The sequence below is a fragment of the Streptomyces sp. NPDC087859 genome (assembly GCF_044742595.1).
Classification (GTDB): domain Bacteria; phylum Actinomycetota; class Actinomycetes; order Streptomycetales; family Streptomycetaceae; genus Streptomyces; species Streptomyces canus_F.
This window is the reverse complement of sequence record NZ_JBIUUU010000012.1, coordinates 307673-327334: the sequence shown is the minus strand read 5'-3', so window position 1 is coordinate 327334 and position 19662 is coordinate 307673. Positions and strand designations below refer to the sequence as shown.

Annotated in this window: 17 protein-coding genes and 2 pseudogenes; 5 read left to right on the top strand and 14 right to left on the bottom strand. The window is 69.9% G+C overall.

Annotated elements, in window-relative coordinates; all coding sequences use genetic code 11:
* Positions 1-22 precede the first annotated feature (22 nt).
* Together ACIOHP_RS30015 and ACIOHP_RS30010 are read right to left on the bottom strand one after the other, a co-directional pair.
* Complete coding sequence (locus tag ACIOHP_RS30015) at positions 23-1144, bottom strand: MFS transporter (protein ID WP_401892301.1); 1122 nt, start codon at positions 1142-1144, stop codon at positions 23-25.
* 172 nt (positions 1145-1316) lie between these two features.
* Positions 1317-2216: an alpha/beta fold hydrolase gene (locus ACIOHP_RS30010; RefSeq protein ID WP_401892299.1), complete on the bottom strand. Its 900-nt coding sequence runs from the start codon at positions 2214-2216 to the stop codon at positions 1317-1319.
* A gap of 57 nt (positions 2217-2273) precedes the next feature.
* Here ACIOHP_RS30010 and ACIOHP_RS30005 point away from each other — a divergent pair, with 57 nt between their 5' ends.
* Complete coding sequence (locus ACIOHP_RS30005) at positions 2274-2882, top strand: TetR/AcrR family transcriptional regulator (RefSeq protein ID WP_401892298.1); 609 nt, start codon at positions 2274-2276, stop codon at positions 2880-2882.
* A gap of 246 nt (positions 2883-3128) precedes the next feature.
* Here ACIOHP_RS30005 and ACIOHP_RS30000 read toward each other — a convergent pair whose 3' ends face one another.
* Both ACIOHP_RS30000 and ACIOHP_RS29995 read right to left on the bottom strand, forming a co-directional pair.
* Entirely contained in the window at positions 3129-3578 is a 450-nt protein-coding gene (locus tag ACIOHP_RS30000; RefSeq protein WP_361546671.1) for an SUKH-3 domain-containing protein, read from the bottom strand.
* Positions 3579-3726: 148 nt separating this feature from the next.
* A pseudogene (locus tag ACIOHP_RS29995) lies at positions 3727-4038 on the bottom strand (GTP 3',8-cyclase MoaA); the annotation flags it as partial.
* Positions 4039-4459: 421 nt separating this feature from the next.
* Here ACIOHP_RS29995 and ACIOHP_RS29990 point away from each other — a divergent pair.
* Together ACIOHP_RS29990 and ACIOHP_RS29985 are read left to right on the top strand one after the other, a co-directional pair.
* Complete coding sequence (locus ACIOHP_RS29990; RefSeq protein WP_401892297.1) at positions 4460-6433, top strand: nitrate- and nitrite sensing domain-containing protein; 1974 nt, start codon at positions 4460-4462, stop codon at positions 6431-6433.
* Complete coding sequence (locus tag ACIOHP_RS29985; protein ID WP_401892296.1) at positions 6430-6840, top strand: roadblock/LC7 domain-containing protein; 411 nt, start codon at positions 6430-6432, stop codon at positions 6838-6840. The genes ACIOHP_RS29990 and ACIOHP_RS29985 overlap by 4 nt, the downstream gene beginning before the upstream one ends.
* 407 nt (positions 6841-7247) lie before the next feature.
* Here the strand turns inward: ACIOHP_RS29985 and ACIOHP_RS29980 are convergent, their stop codons facing one another.
* Positions 7248-7988, bottom strand: coding sequence for an ANTAR domain-containing protein (locus ACIOHP_RS29980; RefSeq protein ID WP_401892294.1), 741 nt, complete (start codon positions 7986-7988; stop codon positions 7248-7250).
* Positions 7989-8648: 660 nt separating this feature from the next.
* Here ACIOHP_RS29980 and ACIOHP_RS29975 point away from each other — a divergent pair.
* Both ACIOHP_RS29975 and ACIOHP_RS29970 read left to right on the top strand, forming a co-directional pair.
* Complete coding sequence (locus tag ACIOHP_RS29975) at positions 8649-9023, top strand: STAS domain-containing protein (protein ID WP_401892293.1); 375 nt, start codon at positions 8649-8651, stop codon at positions 9021-9023.
* A gap of 402 nt (positions 9024-9425) precedes the next feature.
* Entirely contained in the window at positions 9426-9998 is a 573-nt protein-coding gene (locus tag ACIOHP_RS29970; RefSeq protein ID WP_401892291.1) for a hypothetical protein, read from the top strand.
* Between the two features lie 105 nt (positions 9999-10103).
* Here ACIOHP_RS29970 and ACIOHP_RS29965 read toward each other — a convergent pair.
* From ACIOHP_RS29965 to ACIOHP_RS29925, 9 genes and pseudogenes are all read right to left on the bottom strand, one after another.
* Positions 10104-10602 (bottom strand): annotated as a pseudogene (locus ACIOHP_RS29965) (DUF3291 domain-containing protein); the annotation flags it as partial.
* A 98-nt stretch (positions 10603-10700) separates the two neighbouring features.
* The gene (locus ACIOHP_RS29960) at positions 10701-11384 is read right to left on the bottom strand and encodes a HemK2/MTQ2 family protein methyltransferase (protein ID WP_401892290.1); all 684 of its coding nucleotides are present in this window, start codon (positions 11382-11384) and stop codon (positions 10701-10703) included.
* A gap of 326 nt (positions 11385-11710) precedes the next feature.
* A complete protein-coding gene (locus tag ACIOHP_RS29955) occupies positions 11711-12439 on the bottom strand; it encodes a spermidine synthase (protein WP_401892288.1) in 729 nt (242 codons plus the stop codon).
* 104 nt (positions 12440-12543) lie between these two features.
* Positions 12544-14229 carry a ribonuclease J gene (locus ACIOHP_RS29950; protein WP_361551927.1) on the bottom strand — a complete coding sequence of 562 codons (1686 nt, stop codon included), beginning with the start codon at positions 14227-14229 and terminating at the stop codon, positions 12544-12546.
* Between the two features lie 162 nt (positions 14230-14391).
* Positions 14392-15972: an oleate hydratase gene (locus ACIOHP_RS29945; protein ID WP_401892286.1), complete on the bottom strand. Its 1581-nt coding sequence runs from the start codon at positions 15970-15972 to the stop codon at positions 14392-14394.
* Positions 15973-16166: 194 nt separating this feature from the next.
* Positions 16167-16541: a hypothetical protein gene (locus ACIOHP_RS29940; protein WP_401892285.1), complete on the bottom strand. Its 375-nt coding sequence runs from the start codon at positions 16539-16541 to the stop codon at positions 16167-16169.
* 37 nt (positions 16542-16578) lie between these two features.
* Positions 16579-17793 (bottom strand): globin domain-containing protein, encoded by a 1215-nt coding sequence (locus ACIOHP_RS29935; protein WP_401892283.1) that lies wholly within the window; start codon positions 17791-17793, stop codon positions 16579-16581.
* Positions 17794-18083: 290 nt separating this feature from the next.
* The gene (locus tag ACIOHP_RS29930; RefSeq protein WP_401892417.1) at positions 18084-18497 is read right to left on the bottom strand and encodes an ATP-binding protein; all 414 of its coding nucleotides are present in this window, start codon (positions 18495-18497) and stop codon (positions 18084-18086) included.
* Positions 18498-18978: 481 nt separating this feature from the next.
* Complete coding sequence (locus ACIOHP_RS29925; protein WP_401892282.1) at positions 18979-19548, bottom strand: hypothetical protein; 570 nt, start codon at positions 19546-19548, stop codon at positions 18979-18981.
* Positions 19549-19662: the final 114 nt, after the last annotated feature.

Here is a 19662-nt window from a genome sequence, read left to right as displayed (position 1 = left end):
GTTGGAGCCTTGTGGAGGCGCGTCAGCTGCGGCTGTCTCTGCACGGCCCGGACTGCCGCAGCGGTGAGGTCAGGGCGATGCCGGCCGTCCAGGAGCCGATGGCGATGCCCACGTTGGGTGCCGAGCCGCTGAGGCCGGAGACGAGATTGGGGGCGGAGCCGGAGAAGCGCAGAGCCGGCGCGCCGAGCACCGGGGTGGGCGCGAAGCCGGTCGCCCCCAGGAGTACGAGCAGGACGACGGCCGCCACGGGGTTCGGGGAGAGCAGGGTCAACAGCAGTAGCACCAGCGTGGTCATGGCGGCGGAGGCGATGAGGGTGGCGAGTGGTCGTCGGTCGCCCAGACGCCCGCCGATCGTGGTGCCCAGCAGGGCGCCCAGGCCGTAGCCGGTCAGGACCATGGGCACGGTTCCGGCGGGGATGCCGGCCCGCTCGGTGAGCAGGGGCGAGATGTAGGTGTACGTCGCCAGGACACCGCCCATCAGCAGCGTCATGGAGCTCAGCGTCAGCCAGACCCGGCCATCCCGCAGCGCGGCGAACTCGGCCCGCACGGAAGGCGCTTCACGTCGATCGTCGGCGGGGATGTACCGGCCGATGACCGCCGCCGCGCCTGCCGACAGCGCGGCCGGCAGCCAGAACGGCCCGCGCCGGCCCGACAGTTGCCCCAGCCACGCGCCCAGCGGTACGCCGGCCACGGTGGCCACGGTCAGGCCTCCCAGGAGCATGCCCAGGGCCCGTGACGTCGCCGTCGGCCCTGCCGCGGTCGTGGCCACGACCGCACCGACGCACCAGAAGGTCCCTGTGGCCAACGCGGTCACGACGCGGGCCGCGAGCACAAGAGCGAAGGACGAGCTGAGCGCGGCGACCAGGTGGCCAAGGGCGAAGACCGCGAGCGCGAGGATCAGAGTGGAGCGCCGGGACAGGCGCAGCGTCGCGACAGCCATTACGGGTGCGCCGACGATCATGCCCACCGCGAACGCCGTAATCGGCAGACCCGCCTGAGAAAGGGAGACATTCAGATCGCCGGCGATCTCGGGCAGCAAGCCCGCGATGACGAATTCGGTGGTGCCCATGAGAAATGTTCCGGCAGACAGCACCAAGACGACGAATGGCAGCTTGCGAGTTCGGTCGTCGGTCGTCGGTGGCATTCGGTGAAACTCTCTTTTCAGCGCGACGTGCGACCGCTGCGAGGTCGGGACGCACTGGAGCATCGCACCGCACGGCCATTCTGTGAGGGGGAGAAACCTCTCCCTGCTTCGCGGCGGAGGACCAGGGCCTGCCTGGACACCTACGCCGCCAGCACCGCGCTGGACCTGCCTGCTACCGGTCGGCCGTGAGGAAGTCCTCCAGGATCTCGACAAACCGCGCCGGCTGCTCCTCGGCCGGGTAATGGCCGCAGTCGTCGAGGACGACCCCCGTGACGTCGTCGGCCGCCAGCCGCATCGTCTGGGCCGCACTCGCGCCGCTCCACAGCGCGCCGCCGAGGCCGAGTACCGGCAGCGTCAGCCGGGTCCTGCTGCGCTGCTCGTTCTGCGCGATCGTCTCGTCCAGCGCCCGGTAGTACGCGAAGCTCGCCCGCAGTGCGCGAGGGTCCGCGGTGATCGCGTCGACGTAGACGTCGACGGCGTACGAGGGGATCGCGGTCGGCGTGGCGGCCTTGGTGGCGAACTGCCAGCCGAAGAAGAGCCGTTCCCGTCCCCGGACCAGTTCCTCGTTGAGGTCGGTGAGCCGGTTGAAGCCGAACTGCCAGAGCTTCTGGTTGGCCGCGGCCGGGCCGAAGAACGGCGGGGACGGTGTGAGACCGGGGATCACTGCTTCGAGGATGGCGAGGCGGCCCACCCGCTCGGGGTGATCGGCGGCGAGGGCGTATGCGGTCCACGTGCCGATGTCGTGGCCGACCACGTCGAACCGGTCGTGCCCGAGCGCGGTCATCAACGCGACCAGGTCGGCGGCCTGCGTGCCGGCGTCGTACCCGTCGTCGGGCTTGTCGGAGAGCCCGGACCCGCGCGAGTCGACGGCGACGACGGTGTGCCGGCGGGCGAGCGCGGGCATCACCTCCCGCCAGGCGTACCAGGTCTGGGGCCACCCGCCGAGCAGCAGCAGTGCCGGGCCGTTCCCACCGGTGACCGCGTGCAGCCGCAGCCCGTTCACCTCCACGAGCCGGCTGGTGAAGACGTCGAGGAATCCGTCGGGCAGCCGCAGCGAACTCAAGGTTGTCATGCCGGTGACCCTACCCATATTTGAACGATCGGTACAAGATGCGTAGACTGACGGACCATGGCAGGCCGCAAGCAGTTCGACGTGGACGAGGCGCTACGACGTGCGATGCACGTCTTCTGGCGCTGGGGTTATTCGGAGGCCTCGATCGAACGCCTGACCGAGGGCACGGGCCTGGGTCGGGGCTCGCTCTACGGCACCTTCGGCGACAAGAGCGCCCTCTTCCGAAAAAGCCTCCAACGGTACGCGCAGACCTACCACCCGCTGTACGAGCAGGCACTGTCCGGCCCCCACTCGAGCCCGAACGCCGTTGTGGCCGCGTTCCTGCAAGTCGCCCTGAACCGCATCGCCGACCCGACGGTCCCGGACGGCTGCCTGCTCACGGTGTCGGCAACGCAGTTCCCGGCGCTTGACGCGGAGGGCCGGGCGATGGTCCGCGCCCTGATCGACGGTTTGCGGGCGAGGCTGGAGCAGGCGTTGCTGGCGGCGGGGGCCGGCGAGCAGGAGGCGGCGGAGCTGGCGTTGTGCACGCTGGCGACGAACAAATCTCTGGCAGTCCTCAGCCGCGCCGGCTTCTCGGGCGAGGACCTGGCAACGGTCGCGGCAGCCGCCGCAAAGAACGCCAAGGCCCCGCCCAACCGGCCGGCCGAACCGTCGGGGCCGCGGTAGGCGGGAACGACTCCGTCGCCCATGGATCTGCAGAGACCTCGGGGTGGTCGGCGGGCTCACGCCGCCCCGGTACGTCGAAGGAACAGTGTCCCGTCGAAAGCGCCTACGGGGCTGCACCGCGATCCTCGGCCCCAGACGGCGTGGTGAGTTACTTGGCGAACCGCCGTGGGCTCATTCCGGTGAACGGGCTGTCCATGAGGGCTGCGACGCTGTGATCACATGAGCCACGGCAAGATCGTCTCACCTCTAGTACTGGCAGTTGTCGAGCCAGTCTGCCCGTTCCTCACGATTGACGCCGCCGTCGCCGTCCACCACGTAGGCCAACGCCTCCATGAAGGTGGCGCCCAACGGCCAAAGCCAGTGCGGCCCCACGGCAATAACGCGACCACCAGCGGAGATGTACGTAAGGAACTGGTTCGACCACATGCCCAAAGGGCTGAAGTTCTCTCCGTAGTGCCGCTCCAGCGTGGCCGCTTCCTCGGCGGCGTCGATGCAGGCGTCAACGGGGTCCATGTGCAAGCGCGAACCGGGGATACGGGACGAGGAGCTCTTGATCGTCAGCTCGCCGAACTCGGCCCAGACCGCTACCGCCAGGTCGTTGAGTTCGAACCCGGCACTTGTCAGCCGCCGCTTCCAGTGCGCAATGGCGATCTGGCGACCCGCTGTCCACCCAGCAGCACCAAGCGCGTCCAGCACCGACGGACTGCAAGATCTCATCGCATCACTTGTGTGTTCTATGCGCCCTCCCACTCGACCTTGTCTGTTGCTCCAGTCTGCCGCCCATCTCGACCACCAGACAAGGGCATTGACTACAAAGGCCCCGGAGATCATTCATGGGCGGCCTTCAGCCGCCGATCGCGGACATCGGGCGGTCCGGCTGGACGAAGGTCGGGTCGTCGAGGCCCGCGCCCGCCTTCTTGCCCCACATCGCGACCTTCCAGATGCGGGCTATCTCCTCGTCCGGGGCTCCCGAGCGCAGGGCCGCGCGCAGGTCCGTCTCCTCGGTGGCGAACAGGCAGGTGCGGACCTGGCCGTCGGCGGTGAGGCGGGTGCGGTCGCAGGCGGAGCAGAACGGGCGGGTGACCGAGGCGATGACGCCCACGACGTCCGGGCCACCGTCCACCAGCCAGCGTTCGGCTGGGGCCGAGCCGCGTTCGGAAGTCTTGCACCACAGACATCACCCGTGGCAGGGAGACTTTTGTCCCCCCTTGCTTTCCCTTGGCCTTCCCTTGGCTTGTCTCACCCGCGAGCAGGCGTCAGGTGAACGAGGAAAGTGGGGTCGACCACCAAAAGCGCGAGCACCTGTTGTGTCGCCGCGGTCACAGTCTCTGGACCTGCGGTGTGAGGGCGGCGCAACTGAAGTTCCCACGCGGTCTAACAGGTCGGAAACCGGCAGTTACCGCGGTCGGACTAGCTTCATGACTATGAGACTGTGGACGCCATTACGGCCGCTGCTCGGCAGACTCGGCGCAATCGGCAAGGGCGTGTTCGGCAGGGGCGGTTCAGAGCGTCGCCACGGTGACGGAACGGCTCAGGGGCGCCGGCCGATCCCGGGCTGGCGCAGCATCAAAGGCCGTGTGGCGGTGGTCATCACGGTCCCCGTCTGCCTGCTGCTGACGGTGGCAGGCCTCGCAGTTAACGGCCGCGCCGAAGCCCTCGGTGACGCACGGACGACCCGTGCCGAGGTCGGCCTCAGCCTGCGTATCCAGGCCCTGGTGCACCAGCTGCAACGCGAACGCGGCCTGACCAACGGGCTGTTGGGTGGTGAGGAAGACTTCCGCCCCTCACTCGCCGCTACCCGCAAGCGCGTTGACACGGTGCTGCGCGCCATGCGCCCCGAAAGCGCGGTCGAGGACGTCCTCCAGCGTCACCTGCGACGGCTGGCCGATACCCGTGCCGCCGCCGACGAGGGCACCGCCGACCCGGGCGCGGTTCTCACCTTCTACACGCGCGCCGTCGATGCCCTGAACGCCGTCGATCCGGTGGCGGAGACCGCGACGGGCGCCGACCGTCAACTGCGCGACGGCCTGGCGGCGTTGCGGGAGCTGGCCGCGGTCAAGGAGTCCGTCGCTCTCGAACGCGGACTCCTCAACGGCGTGTTCGCCCAAGGCGCCTTTCGCGGCCCCGCGTACCTCGACTTCAGCGAGGTACGCGCCACACGCGTCGCCGCCCAGGCCCGCTTCCGGCAGGTCGCCACCGCACCCCAGCGCGCGGCCCTCAAGAACGCCTTCGCAACCCAGGACGCCCAACGCGCTGTCACTTACGAGAAACAGGCGGAGGACGCCGCCGACGGCTCCGCGCTGCGCGTCGATGTCGGCACCTGGTGGGACGCGATGACCGTACTCGTCGATGACCTGTACACCGTCCAGCAGTCGGTCGGCGACGACGTACGGGATCGGGCCGACCGGCTCAGCCACGACGCCGAGCTGGCCCTCGCCGCCTATCTCGCCGCGGGAACGCTCATGGCCGCCCTTGTCGCGGGGCTCGCCGCTTTCGCCTCGCGTTCCCTCACCCGCCCGCTCGGCGAACTCGCCGAGGCCGCCCACGACGTGGCTCGGCACCGGCTGCCCGAGGCCGTCGCCCGGATCCAGCAATCCCCGCAGGACCAGGCGGAGTTCCACCGCCAGGCGGATGCCCCGGCCAACCCCGACGCAGGGCAGCTGGGCGGGGCCGCGGAGATCGCCGAAGTCGCCGCGTCCCTCCACGAGGTCGAGAACACCGCACTCCACCTGGCCGCCCAGCAGGCCGGCCTGCGCCGCAACACCACCGAGTCACTGGCCAATCTCGGCCGCCGCAACCAGAACCTCGTGCGTCGCCAGCTCAGCCTCATCACCCGACTGGAACGCAAGGAACTCGACCCGGACGCCCTCGCCGAACTCTTCGAACTCGACCACCTCGCCACCCGTATGCGGCGCAACGCCGAAAGCCTGCTGGTCCTGGCCGGGCAGAACCCGCCGCGGCCCACCGCAGCACCCGCCGACGGCCTCGAAGTCGTCCAGTCCGCCGTCGCCGAGGTGGAGCAGTACCGCCGGGTCCTGATCGCGGCCGTGGAGCCGGTGCGGGTACGCGGGCACGCCGTCGCCGATGTCGCCCACCTCCTCGCCGAACTCATCGAGAACGGGCTGACCTTCTCGCCACCGACCGAACCGGTCGAGGTGCACGGCTGGTACGACACCGAGGACGACACATACAGCTTCGCCGTCGTCGACCACGGCGTCGGCATGTCCGAGGCCGACAAGGAACGCGCCAACGCCCGCCTCCGCGATCCCGGGCAGGAGGCATTCCTCGCCGCGCCCACGCGATTCCTCGGCCACCTCGTCGTCGGCCGGCTCGCCCACCGCCTCGGTGAAGGCGCCCAAGTCCACCTCTTCGACACTCCGGGCGGCGGCTTGTCCGCACTCCTTGCCCTTCCCGGACGCCTGCTCGCCCCCGTGGAAGACCCCTCCGCCTCACCCCCGCCCGCCCGGCCCGCTGTCTCCTCCCTGCTCAACGGCTTCAGAGCAGGTGTCGCCCGTGCCGAGGCCCGAACCACCCAAGGAGCGTCATCGTGACCACCGCCGTCCAGAGTTTCGGCTGGCTCATCTCGGAGTTCGCACGCACCACCGACGGTGTCACCGACGCCGTCGCCGTCTCCTCGGACGGCCTGCTCATGGCCGCTTCGGACACACTCGGCCGCGATCGCGCGGATCATCTCGCGGCCATCGTCTCCGGCATCACCAGCCTCGCCCAGAACGCGGCGACGGCACACGGATTCCGTGGCATGAAGCTCGTCATGATCGAAATGCTCGGCGGATTCCTCATGGTCGGCCGCATCCGCGACGGCAGCTGCCTCGGCGTACTCGCCGCCGAAGGGTGCGACGTCGGCCTGGTCGGCTACGAAATGGCCGTCCTCGCCGACCGCGCAGGCGAACTGCTCACTCCACAGTTGGTACGCGCACTCCACGCCACGCCCGCCTGAGCCACGGTGCGGTCGCCGACGACCCGGCGGGACGGCTACTCCACCTGACGCGCGAGAACCATGCGGCACAGGACGGTTCCCGCGCCGGATCGGCCAGAGCGGGAACCCGACGGGCTCCGCGGCTGCCGGTCCGAACCGAGGGGTCCTGGGCGGCTGCCTGGCCTGCAGAGCCCTGCACGTCGAGTGCCCTCAAATCGCTCGGACGACACACTGTGGCGGCCTCCCGACCTGCAGCGGAAATCACTGTGAGGCAGGACAGGGGGCGATCGCGATGGGAGGCTTCCAGTCGTGTCCGTGCGCACGGTGCCCTCCGACGTCGGTGCCGCGGGAGGTGTTCCGTCGCCGGAGGGCGGTGACCGGAGCCGTGCAGTCGGCGATGCGGCTCCCGCCAACCTGCACCTGTCCGGTCAGTCTCGCTTGCGTGGGAACGGTCCGCCGGTGGCGCGGTTGTCGACGATCTGCCTGGCGAGGTCGAACAACTTCACCTGATGGGTGCGGGCGTGATGGCGCAGCAGATCGAAAGCGTCGTCCACGGTGCAGTCGAAGCGTTCGGCAAGGAGGCCCTTGGCCTGTTCGATCAGGACGCGGCTGTCGAGCGCCGCCTGCAACTGCCGTTCGCGTGTCTGCGCCCGGAGCAGGGTGTTGCGGTGGGCCAGGCTGATGGCGGTGGCGGAGGCCAGCAGGCGGCTCCACTCGACATCCTCCTCACGCAGAGGTTCGCGCTGGTGGTAGAGGCTGAGCGACCCCGTGACGCCGACCTCGTGCCGGATGGGCAGGGAGGTGACCGCGGTGAAGCCCGCCTGTAGGACCCGCTGTGTGTAGCGCGGCCACCGGCACCGGCTGTGCGGGTGGGCCATCGGCACGTTCACCAGGGCCTTGTTGGTGCGCGCGCTGTCCAGGCAGGGCCCTTCGAGCAGCTCGCTCTGGGCGCGTTCGAGCCGGTCCGCACTGTCGTGGGTCGCGGCGGTGAGCGCGGGACGGCCGTCGGTGTCGAGGAGGTTGCAGCCGGCCGCCTCCACGCCGGGCAGACCTGTGACGGTGCGGGCGAGGCGGGACAGGAGGTGTTCGTCGTCGTCTCCGCGCAGCGGGGCGTCGACCAGGGCCAGCAGCGCGGGAGCTGCCGAGTGCTCATGCCCGGTAGGAGACATGTCCGTATCCCATGGGTGTGCGGGCCTCCCTGCCGGGAGGCGGGCCTGTGCGGGTCTGTTGGCCGCTGCGCGGCTCGGCTGGCGAATCGCCCGGCGCGACGACACCGTAGCGTGATGCCGCTGAGCTATCGGGCGTCGCCGGCAGGTGGCGGGTTCACGACCGCTGTGCTGCGTTGGAGGTTGCGGTGGACGAGTCGGCGCACGCCGCGGACGTCGCCGGTCTTCTTCGGCCTGCCGCGTCGGCATCTTCCCACCGACGAGAGCGGTCATCCGGTCGGCGAGGCGACCTCGTTCGTACCGCAGGTAGCCGAACACCCTGTACTGGCAGCACCACAATCCCCTTCCTGGGCTGTGTACTTGCCGCTATGAGCGCCTTCCCCGAGTTCGCTCCTCTACCGCATCTGCGCGGACGCCTGTCCACCACCGGCCGGGCCGTCCGCAGGATGGCCCGGCCGAGTGACGCAGGTCAACGTGTGCGAAACGCGGTCGAGTTGACACCGGCCAGACGGTACAAACCTGCCCAGCCGGGGCACCATGCGGATACAGCGTTCTCGCTGAGCCGCCCAGGACCCCGGTGGCGTACGGCGCCACCCCCTGTGGGCCGCGCCGCCGGCAGGACCGCCCACCCATCCATGGGAGGGCACACCACGGGGGAACACCATGGGCACCTGCGATATCCCTTTCACCCTGCATCACTACGTCGCCGACGGAACCACCATCCTCGAACTCAGTGGCGAACTGGACATCTGGGCCGATCACGAACTGGCCGCGCGCATTACCGCGCTCCTCGACCGCCCGCACCTGGACGTGCTCGTCGACCTGCGCGGCGTGACCTTCCTGGACGCCGGCGGCCTGCGCCTGCTCGTACGGATCAGCAACCAGACCGTTCAGCGGGAGGGCACGCTGCACATCGTCTGTGACAGCCCGCGGCTGCGGCGCATCCTGCACATCACCCGCCTCGACCGTTCTCTGCCCCTTATCGACATATCACCCGCCGCGCTCGCCACACCTGGCGAACGGGAAGTTCCGGCCTAGCCCACCCGCTGTCTTGCCCCGGCCACAGACGTACGAGTCCGGGCAACCAGGACCGTGGCGTGCGCGCTGTCGCGGGAGGCGAGGACGGTCGCGCCGGGCCGAAGGGCCCCATCGCCGGGTCGACGAGGGTGATCCGGATGTCCAGGAAGGCGCCCCGGTCACGTCGTCCGCGGGCGGCTTGCCGAGATCCATACCCCGGCGACCTCGGCGCGGATGGATGTACTGCGGCGGTGACCTCGTGGAAGCCGGCATGGCCTTGCTGATGGGGGTGAGTTGGTTCCTCGCCGCCGGACGGGCCCGGGCACCTGGCCGACGCCGGGTTTTCGGGTCAGAGCGGTTGGCGGACGGCCTGGCGGGGGCACTCGGAGTCCATCACCGGACTTCGGCAGCCGGAGGAGAACCTTGAACACGACGACACGGGCCTCCCAGGACGGTCCGACACGGCACAAGCGGCTGGCGATCTACCTCAACGACCACCTGGCCGGGGCGACGGCGGGCGCCGAACTCGCCGCCCGCGCGGCTCAGGAGCACCAGGGACCGCCCTTCGGTGAGGCGCTGGAAAACCTGCGGAAGGAGATCTCGCAGGACCGGCAGGCCTTGGTACGCCTCCTAGGTGACCTCGAAGTCCCGGTCCGGCGTTACAAGGTCTACGGAGCGTGGCTCGGCGAGAAGGCGGGTCGGGCCAAGCCCAACGGGCGGCTGGTGCGCCGTTCAGGGCTCGCGCTGCTGGTCGAGCTGGAAGCCCTGCGGCTGGGGGTGCTGGGCAAGGCGGCCCTGTGGCGCGGCCTGCTCGCTGCGTCCGCGCAGGATGGGCGTCTGGAAGCCGGCCGCTTGGAGGAGTTGCTGCGCAGGGCGGAGCGGCAGATCATTACGCTGGACTCCCTGCACTCCAGGGCCGCCACGGCACTGCTGTTCCCCGCGCAGCCCACGGAACCGCCGTCCACGGCTGAGGCTGGGACCGGCTCGTCCGCCTGACCTCGCCACCCTGACGCCGGACCAGCCACGCGGCCTCATCGCCGGTCCCGTCACCGCCGCCGGGCCGCCACCTGGGCCGGGTGCGAGGGGAGGCGTCCAGGGCGGTCACCGCCCCAGTCCGTTGCCTTTGATCCTGGTTCCGGTTCCCTCCGGGGCGAATGCGTGGTGGAAGGTGAACGCGTGCGGCGCGGCGCCGTGGTCGTGGAGGTGTTCCAGCCGGGAAACCCCGTCCTGCCAGGTGGGTATCACGCCGCCGGAGACCCACCAGAACACGTAATTCGGGCGACCTGTCTTCTCGAACCAGTCGTAACGCCTGTTCCCGGCGCACCACGGTGCAGACGGCGTCGAAGGCAGGGCGCAGATCGGTCCAGAGTGAGAGCGTCGTGGCCAGCGCGGTGGTTTCCGCCGTACGGCCCTTGCCGTACCAGGCCGGTACGGCGAACTCTCCCCAGGCGCCCCAGTCCGCCTCGAAGAGCGCGCCCCGGTCACCGTCTGCCGCCTCAGCACGCGCGAGATATCCAGGGTGCTGACTGAACTCCCGGTAGACGGCCTCACCGACGTCATAGAACTCGCGCGTGAGAGGCGAGGGATCGGCGAGAGGTGACGAGCCATGTCGAAGTTGCGTTTTCCCTGTCCAAGTGGCCCGGCCTGTCCGGGCTCAGAGACCGTCAGCGCTGTTGAGCTGAGATGGCGCCTTCGTGTTCACGGTCGCTCGGCGCGGACGACCACCAGCTCCTCGTCACTGTCGTGCGCTGCTACCAGCCCCTGGCGTATCAGCCAGGGTCGTCGGGAACGTAGGACGGGCCCGTACGGCACCAGGGCGCGGTCGGCGATCGAGGCACGCAGTCCGCGCTCCGCCAGTAGCCGCAGTGTGGTCTCCGTCCCGCACAGGTCGGAGTGCACGATCAGCAGGACCCCTCCCGGACGCAGCACGGTGGGAGCCGCCTCGCAGATGCGGTCCACGAAGGTCCGGCCGTCCCCGCCCGCCTCCCAGGCCCGGGCCGCACCCCGGCGCGGCAGCTGGGCGGTGGGGGAGGGGACGTAGGGTGGATTGCTGACCACCAGGTCGTACGACCGCCCCGTCACCGCCGTCGTGAGGTCGCCGCGCCGGACGCGGACCCGCTGCCTGGCCAGCAGTGCGTTGACGCGCGCGGTGAACACGGCCAGTCGCGAGATGTCGACGGCGGTCACCCGGGCACCCAGCCGCGCCGCCTGCACGGCGACCGCGCCGCTGCCGGTGCCGAGGTCCAGTACGTCGGTCGCGGAGCCGACGTCCTCCTGGCCCAAGGCTCGCACCAGCAGCCCTGTGTCCCACTGCGGGGCGTACACGCCCGGTGGAGTCAGCAACGACACCGGCAGAGCCGGCATCAGAGGTTCCGCCACCATCGGGCATCTCCGTTCGTCAGGTCCCGCCTCTGGCGTCACTCTGGGTGCCCAGGACGCGGTGACCCAACCATGGCGGGGACCCGCTGTCCGTGGTGGTCCACGAAGCGGCACAGCTGGTGCCGGCACCGAGGAATCGGCCGTGGACGAGTGCGAGGGGATGGCTGGGTGAGCCTGACCCCGTCCTGGGGCCGCGTTGTGCTTGCGGGCCTCGCGTTCCCGGTGAGGCGGCAGCCGATCAAGTCGACCGCCCGGGCGGACTGGGTCACGGTGAGACGGGCGGGACGACGCTCCTCGAAGTGAGAGCCAGGGTGCCGGCTGCCGGCGTCCTACGGTGTGGCCGGTGCTGTGCCGGCTAGGTAGACGGTGTTGGCCGAGGTGCCGCCTTGCAGGGGGTTGTCGAAGTCGACGACATGGGCCGCTGCCTGTGCGAAGACCTTTGTGAGGATGGAGGTGAACTCCTCGTCCGGCGGGTCGTTCGACCACAGGGCGAACACCCCACCGGGATGCAGGTGATCGGCGAGAGCGCGGAGCCCGGCGGGCTGGTAGAGCGCGGCGTGGCGGGGGTGGAGGACATGGCGTGGGGAGTGGTCGACGTCCAGCAGGATGGCGTGGAAGCGACGGCCCGGCTCCTGCGGGTCCAGGCCGCGGGGGTCTGCGGCCAGCGCGAAGAAGTCGCCGTGGACCAAGCGGCAGCGGGCGTCCGACGTCAGCCGGGCCCCCAGCGGCACCAGGTGGCGCTGGTGCCAGTCGATGACTTCGGCGAGCGCGTCGATCACGGTCAGCGAGCGCACCCGGGGATCGTCCAGGGCCGCCTGGGCGGTGTAGCCGAGCCCGAGTCCGCCGACCGCGACGTCCAGTTCGGTGTCCGGCAGCTCGGCCAGGGCGAGTTCCGTGAGCGCGATCTCGCCGACGGTGAAGAGACTGGACATCAGGAACTCGTCGCCGAGCTTCACCTCGTACACGTCGTCTCCCGAGACCGGGTGGCGGCGCCTGCGCAGACTGATCTCGCCGATCGGCGTCGGTCGCCAGTCGATCTCCTCGAAGCGCAGGCTCATCCGCTCACCTTTCTGACGTTCGTGAATGTCCGGGGGCTGTCGCCGGTGTGGCGACGCATGCTGCCCCCGGGGCGTGAGACCCGGGGGCCGGTGCGGCGGCCCGGTCAGGCGTCGATGATCACGGGAATGATCAGCGGCCTGCGGCGGTGAGTGCGGAACGCCCAGTTAGCGACGGCTCGGGCGATGAGCTGTTCGAGCTGGTGGGCGTCGCCGACGCCTTCCTCGGCGGCCGTGGCCAGCGTCTTTTCGATGACGGGGATGACCGGCTCGAAGGTGGTGTCGTCGTGGACGAACCCGCGCGCCAGGAAGTCGGGGGCCTCGGCCAGGGCGCCGGTGTCGGCGTCGACGATGGCCACGACCGTGATGACACCCTCCTCGGCGAGGGTGACGCGGTCCTTGAGGGATGCTTCGGTGGCGCCGCCGACTTCCATGCCGTCCACGTAGACGTTGCCCGCGGGCACCTTGCCGGTGATGGAGGCGCGGCCGTCGACGAGGTCGACGACGACACCGTCCTCGGCGATGACGACCCGGTCGGGGTCGACGCCGGTGCGGATGGCGAGGTCGGCGTTGGCCCGCAGGTGACGGAACTCGCCGTGCACGGGCATGACGTTGCGGGGGCGGACGATGTTGTAGCAGTAGACGAGCTCACCGGCGCTGGCGTGGCCGGAGACGTGCACCTTCGCGTTGCCCTTGTGCACGACGTTGGCGCCCCACCGGGTCAGGCCGTTGATCACCCGGTAGATGGCGTTCTCGTTGCCGGGGATGAGGGAACTGGCGAGCAGGACGGTGTCGCCCTTGCCGATGCGGATCTGGTGGTCGCGGTTGGCCATCCGGGACAGGGCCGCCATCGGCTCGCCCTGGGATCCGGTGCAGACCAGGGTGATCTTGTGGTCAGGGAGCTTCTCGAGCTCCTTGGGGGTCACGATCAGGTTGGACGGGACCTTGAGGTAGCCCAGGTCGCGGGCGATGCCCATGTTGCGGACCATGGAGCGGCCCACGAAGGCCACCTTCCGGCCGTGCTGGTGGGCCGCGTCCAGGACCTGCTGGATGCGGTGCACATGGCTGGCGAAGCTGGAGACGATGACCCGCCGCGGGGCGGTCCGCATCACCTGCTCGATCGCAGGGTTCAGTTCGCGTTCGGAGGTGGTGAAGCCGGGAACCTCGGCGTTGGTGGAGTCGGTGAGGAACAGGTCCACGCCCTCCTCGCCGAGCCGGGCGAAGGCGCGCAGGTCGGTGATCCGGTCGTCGAGGGGGAACTGGTCCATCTTGAAGTCACCGGTGTGCAGCACCAACCCGGCGGCGGTACGAAGGGCCACCGCGAGCCCGTCCGGGATGGAGTGGTTGACGGCCACGAACTCGCATTCGAAGGGACCGAAGTTGCGCCGGTCGCCCTCCCGCACGCGCACGGTGCGCGGGGTGATCCTGTGCTCCTTGAGCTTGGCCTCGAGGAAGGCGAGGGTGAGCTTCGAGCCGACGACCGGAATGTCCGCCCGCTCCCGCAGCAGATAGGGCACACCGCCGATGTGGTCCTCGTGGCCATGCGTGAGCACGACGGCCACGATGTCGTCGAGGCGGTCCCGGATCGAGGTGAAGTCCGGGAGGATCACATCCACGCCGGGCTGGTTCTCCTCCGGGAACAGCACACCGCAGTCCACGATCAGCAGCTTGCCGGCATGCTCGAAGACGGTCATGTTCCGGCCGATTTCGCCCAGGCCCCCCAGGGCGGTCACTCGCAGCCCGCCCTTGGGCAGGGGCGGGGCGGCTTTGAGTTCTGGGTGCGGATGGCTCATACCCTCACGTTACCGGGGAGCGGACCGGGATGATCCACTGCCTCCACGGTCGACGCGAGTCACGGTGCGACGCCGGGCGCCTCGGGCGTCCACCTGTCAGGAATCACGCCACTCACAAGGACGGCATCCGCCAGTCGGCCCGACATGTACCGCTGCCTCGGTTCACTCGGCTGAGCGGCGGTGCATGGTTTCCAGGGCGACCGCCAGTACGTGCGGGTCGTGGTGCCCCTTGTGGACCGCGGGCGGCTGCTTGTCGAGACCGAGGAGCTGAGCCACCGCTGTCCAGGCGGTGCGTACGGAGTATTCGACGGTGAAGACGACGTCGTCCGGCACCTCCGCGAACTGGCCGATAAAGGCGAGGTTGACCGATCCCTCCGGTACGACTTTGGGACGGTCGCCGCGGCGCCGAACCAGGAACTGGCTGGTGATGTACGGCATCACGCAGGGCACGACGGTGGAGGTCTCAAGGACACGGGCCGCCGTCGGCTCGTCGAGTTGCAGGTGGTGCAGGACCTCTTCGAGGATCTCCCGGCCGGAGCACATCATCATCGGCTTGGGCGTGTGGTTGCCCGCGCGTCCGGGGGACAGACCGTAGCCCCACCAAACCGATACGCCCTCGGGCTGGTCCCGGTACACGGGCTGGCGGTTGGCGACGATGGTAAGCAGCCAGTTGGAGTCGGTGAAGGTCATCAGGCCGCCCCTTCCGGTCTCGCGGCCGCTGAACTCTTCCAGCGCGCCAAGGAGGGCCGGGTCCCTGGAGGTGACCGTGAACGACTCCCAGCGGGACTCCTTCACATGCTTGTCGAAGACGCCCGGGTCGCCGAAGTTCTCCCGGCCCCGCGCCAGCCGGTGCCAGAGCAGCCAGGCGTCCGAGCGAGGGGGAGCGGGCCGGGGTGCGCTGGTGTGTGTGCCGAGGCTGGAGGCGTCGGTCATGGAACCGTTCGTGACCAGGACCAGGTCCGCGGGGGCGACCGGGATCTTCTCCTCGTGACCGCCTCTGGTCAGGTAGATGGTGTCGACCGTGCCGCTCCGGATCCCCGGAGTGAACCCCAGGTCGGTGACCCGGCAGCCGGTGTGGACGGTGACACCGTGCTTGCGCAGCCAGGCCGTCAGGGGCCGCACGATCGAGTCGTACTGGTTGTAGCGAGTGCGGTGGATGCCCGACATGGAGGCGAAGTCGGGGAACAGGTGGATGAAACGCCTCAGATAGCGACGGAACTCGATGGCGCTGTGCCAGGGCTGGAAGGCGAACGTGGTGCACCACATGAACCAGAAGTTGGTGGTGAAGAAGTGTTCGCCGAAGCAGTCCGTGATCCGCTTGCCGTCCAGGTGCCCCTCCGGGTTCGCCAGGCAGCGGACCAGCTCCAGCCGGTCGCGCTCGGAGAACCCCATCGACCGCGTGTCGACGATCTTCCCGTCGCCGTCGACGAGACGGGCGATGTCGTCCCAGGCGAAGTCCTCGTGGCCGTCCAGGATCTCCTGCGTCACGGACACCGACGGGTCGTCCAGAGTGGGAATGGCGGACAACAGGTCGTATGTGCAGCGGAACTCGGCTTCGAACATCCGCCCGCCCCGCATGGTGTAGCCGGCGTCCGCCGTGCCGCTCGCGTCGAGACTGCCCCCGATCTCGCGCTGCTCCTCGAAAAGGTGGATGTCCGCCCCGTCGAATCCGCCCTCGCGGATCAGGAATGCGGCCGCGGCGAGCGCCGCTATACCGCTGCCCACCAGATACGCCTGTGCCATCACACAACTCCTCGTTCTCGCCGTCGATCGGGAACCGCACACCCCACGGTTTCCTGTGCAAGCCGCCGGCGTCAGTGGGCCATTGGTCACCGGCATGGTCCGGACGGCCCACTGATCGGGTCGCCCCACGCGCGGGCGACAGCGCGACGGCCCGGTCGGCGTGCTGTCCCCGACCGGGCCGCATCACCGTGCACTCACGCGGACTGCTGCCCGCCACGCCACGGAGGGACCGCCGTCCGGTGACCGGTGCCCCCGGAGTGGGCGGCCTTGTCGGTCTGCCGGCGCAGCCGGTCCTGGAGCTGGTCGACGACCTCCGTGCCCGTGGCCTCCTCCGCGAGGACCACGACCTGCCGACCGCCCACGTGCAGGTCGGCCGTGGCCGACCAGGGGCGGTTCGCGTGGTGGGCGGCCGCTCGTACGATCCGCACCTCACCCGTGACAGCGGGCAACCCCGGCCGACTGACGACCGCGTCGATCTTCGTACGCGCGTACGCCAGGGTGTCCTCGTCCACGGCTCCTTCGCTGCGCAGCCGAATAGCGGGTGCCGCTTGAGTGTTGTCGCTCGTCATGGGGATTCCTTCCAGAGTGAGGTAGGGGCGGCGCGTTTCATGCCGCTGTGCCGGGCAGCCACAGGTCGGGGCCGAAGACCTCGTAGCGGATTCGTCGCGCCGGCACTCCGGCGTGCAGGAGCTGTCCGCGTACGGCTTGCATGAACGGCAGCGGGCCGCACAGGAACACTGTGGCGTCGTCGGGGAGTTCGATCCCGTCGAGGTCCATCAGACCGGCGCGGGCGTCGGGTTCCTCCGGGCCGGGCTGCTCGTACCAGAACACGGTGCGAGCGTTCGTGAGCCGGCCGGTGAGCTCTCGTGTCTCGGTGCGCAGGGCGTGGTCGGCGGGGGAGCGGTCGGCGTGCAGGACCAGCACCGGGCGAGGGGAGCCGAGGGCGGTGAGGTGGGCCAGTATGCCGGTCATGGGGGTGCAGCCGATGCCCGCCGAGACCAGGACCAGCGGGGCGGTGGCGTCGGTCGGGTCGTCGAGGAAGACGTCGCCGAAGGGTGCGGAGAGCGTGAGTTCGTCGCCTTGTCGGACCTGCTCGTGCAGCAGACCCGAGACTTCGCCGTCCGGCTCGTCCGCCAGCCCCTCGACCAGCTTCACACTGATCCGCCGAAGGTCGCCGCCCGGGTCCGAGGACAGGCTGTATTGCCGCAGCTGGTGTATGCCGTCGGCCATGCGGACGCGCACGCTCACGTACTGGCCCGCCCGTGCCGGCGGGGCCGGTTCGCCGTCGGCCGGCCGGAGCAGGAAGGAGACCACGCTCGTGGTCTCCGTACGGCGTTCCACGACCGTCCACTGCCGCCAGATGCGTCCGGGCTGCACGCCGGCGTCCTGGTAGAGGCGGGCCTCCTGACCGATCAGGGCGCCGGCCATCAGCCAGTACACCTCGTCCCAGGCGGCCGCGACCTCCGGAGTGACCGCGTCACCGAGGACCTCGGCTATCGCGTCGAAGAGGTACTTGTGCACGATCGTGTACTGATCGTCCGTGACCCCGACGGCCGCGTGCTTGTGTGCGATCCGGGCCAAGAGCGTGTCCGGGCGCGTGCCCGGGTCGTCGAGAAGCGCGGTCGCGAACCCGGCGATCGAGCCGGCCAGGGCGCGGCGCTGCGCGCCACTGGCCTGGTTGCCCCGGTTGAACATGCCGTCGAGCAGTTCCGGCCGATCCCGGAACATGGCGCCGTAGAAACGTGTCGTGATCTCGTCGAGCGCGCCGGCCACAGCGGGGAGGGTGGCACGAACCAAGGCGACGGATTCTGCGGACAGCATGAAGCCTCCCAGGCAGGGCGGAAGGGGGAAGAGCGCCGTATCTGCTGGGGCGCACTTCTGTGTATCAGGCGATGGCCCGCGTTTCGGCGCCGTTTCGTCCCACTCGGCCAAGTAGGGACCAATGGCCCCATCGAATCGGGCGCATCGGCCCAACAGTCAGATCGGTGACAGGGCCGTACGGCGTCGGGTTGTGCTGCTGGAGGGAGCCGCCGAGCGGCCAAGCCGGGACCAACTCGCCCTGCGTGGGACGCATGTCGCCGGACGGTGTGAGGGAGCCGATGGTTCCCCGGTCAGGCGCGGGCCAAGGGGTGCGACCGGGCCTGGTGGCTGAGGGGGATGTGGCAGGACAGGCGGGTGCCGACTGCGGAGCGGCCGGTCAACACGAAAGCGCCTCCGAGTTTCTCTATGCGGCGGCGCAGGTTGGTCAGGTCGCTGCTGTGGGGTACGGGGGGGTCGATGCCGCGGCCGTTGTCGGAGACCTCCAGAAGTAGTTCGTGCCTGGCGCGGACGGCGGCCTGGACGGCGGTGGCATGGGCGTGGCCGGTCGCGTTCGGCAGGGCTTCACGCAGTACCGCGGGCAGGTGGGCGCGGTCTCGTCGGGCAGGGTGGCGTCGACGGGGCTGTGGAAGTCGACTGTGGGGGCGAAGCACAGCCAGTGCCGCGCAACTCCCGGATGGTGCGCTCGAGTTCGTCGACGACCGCATGAACACGGGAGGCGGTCTCCGCCATGACCTCACGGCCTGCGCGGCGAGTTGATGGGTGATGCCCGTGCCACCGTGGCGAAGCCGGTCAGGGCACCCTCCGGGTCGCGCGTCGGCGAGGCCGTGGCGGCCACGTCGCCCTCGGTGCCGGTTCCAGCGGACCACCTCCTCGCCGGGCCCTGGCTTGATGACGGCATGATCGGTGATCGAATCCAGCATCTCCCCGAGATCTCGCAGGTGTGCCAGGCACGCTCTTTGGCGCTTGCCCCGATCCGGGGTTCGGGGACACGGCACCGTTCAAGGAGGGCACATCGCCGGCCCGTAACAGGGTCAGCCCCTGCGCGCCCCTGGCGATCGCCGTACGACGCGACCTCGACGGCCGGGTCACCGGTGTCGAGCCGGGTCGGAGTTCGCCGAGTGAGGGTCCGTCAAGGCCGCGACTCAGCGAGCGGACCGCCCGCTTCGAGGACGGTCCGCCGACGCGTCAGCTCGTCTTGTGCCCCCACTGCGGACCGACCAGGTCCCACTCGCTGTCCCACTCGCCGATGCGCCGCCGGTCGAGGCACCGCCGTGTCACGCCCCAGGCGCCGACCACCAGGCCGGTCACGGCGAGAGCGGCCCCGGTCCCCAGGAGGACCGCTTCGACGGCGGCGTCTTCCCGGCTCGGTGGCGCGGTGACCAGGGCGCCCTGGGTATTGGTCCAGAGCGTGACGCGGGCCCCGGCGCTCTTCCCGCTGCCTACCAGTGTCGTGCCGGTGCGGACGGAACCGTCGTGACCGATCCAGCGCACCTCCGCCCTGGTGCGGTAACTGCTCGACGCGGCCGCAGGGGTGTCCGCGAGGAGGACGGCATCCACGGCGGTCCGCTCGGCCCGCTGCCGCGCGAAGACGCCGTCGGCCGCCAGCGCAGTCACCGCACCAGCCAGAGTGCCGCCCACCGCGATCAGTACGCAGACGGCCAGGACGAGCCATGCCTCGAGTACATCGACGCGCCGGCGCAACGGGTTGCTCCGCCACCTCCAGAACCACCTCTTCGTACGCCTTCCGGTACGCATCGGTCTGCACCCCCTCGTCGTGGTCACCGCGAGGAAGATGACAGGCGGGAGCACGCCTCGGCATGGGCCGATCAGGGAGCCTCGTGGGGCCGATCGGGGTCAAGTCCAGCAAGA

Excerpts from the sequence above, each read along its gene's own strand:
- ACIOHP_RS29975 (WP_401892293.1), top strand. The coding sequence starts at position 8,649 with ATGGGCACCTGCGATATCCCTTTCACCCTGCATCACTACGTCGCCGAC.
- ACIOHP_RS29935 (WP_401892283.1), bottom strand. The coding sequence starts at position 17,793 with ATGCTGTCCGCAGAATCCGTCGCCTTGGTTCGTGCCACCCTCCCCGCT.
- ACIOHP_RS30010 (WP_401892299.1), bottom strand. The coding sequence starts at position 2,216 with ATGACAACCTTGAGTTCGCTGCGGCTGCCCGACGGATTCCTCGACGTC.
- ACIOHP_RS29960 (WP_401892290.1), bottom strand. The coding sequence starts at position 11,384 with ATGGTGGCGGAACCTCTGATGCCGGCTCTGCCGGTGTCGTTGCTGACT.
- ACIOHP_RS29930 (WP_401892417.1), bottom strand. The coding sequence starts at position 18,497 with ATGCGGTCGTCGACGAACTCGAGCGCACCATCCGGGAGTTGCGCGGCA.
- ACIOHP_RS29925 (WP_401892282.1), bottom strand. The coding sequence starts at position 19,548 with ATGCGTACCGGAAGGCGTACGAAGAGGTGGTTCTGGAGGTGGCGGAGC.
- ACIOHP_RS29950 (WP_361551927.1), bottom strand. The coding sequence starts at position 14,229 with ATGAGCCATCCGCACCCAGAACTCAAAGCCGCCCCGCCCCTGCCCAAG.
- ACIOHP_RS30005 (WP_401892298.1), top strand. The coding sequence starts at position 2,274 with ATGGCAGGCCGCAAGCAGTTCGACGTGGACGAGGCGCTACGACGTGCG.
- ACIOHP_RS29955 (WP_401892288.1), bottom strand. The coding sequence starts at position 12,439 with ATGAGCCTGCGCTTCGAGGAGATCGACTGGCGACCGACGCCGATCGGC.
- ACIOHP_RS29940 (WP_401892285.1), bottom strand. The coding sequence starts at position 16,541 with ATGACGAGCGACAACACTCAAGCGGCACCCGCTATTCGGCTGCGCAGC.
- ACIOHP_RS30015 (WP_401892301.1), bottom strand. The coding sequence starts at position 1,144 with ATGCCACCGACGACCGACGACCGAACTCGCAAGCTGCCATTCGTCGTC.
- ACIOHP_RS29980 (WP_401892294.1), bottom strand. The coding sequence starts at position 7,988 with ATGTCTCCTACCGGGCATGAGCACTCGGCAGCTCCCGCGCTGCTGGCC.
- ACIOHP_RS29945 (WP_401892286.1), bottom strand. The coding sequence starts at position 15,972 with ATGGCACAGGCGTATCTGGTGGGCAGCGGTATAGCGGCGCTCGCCGCG.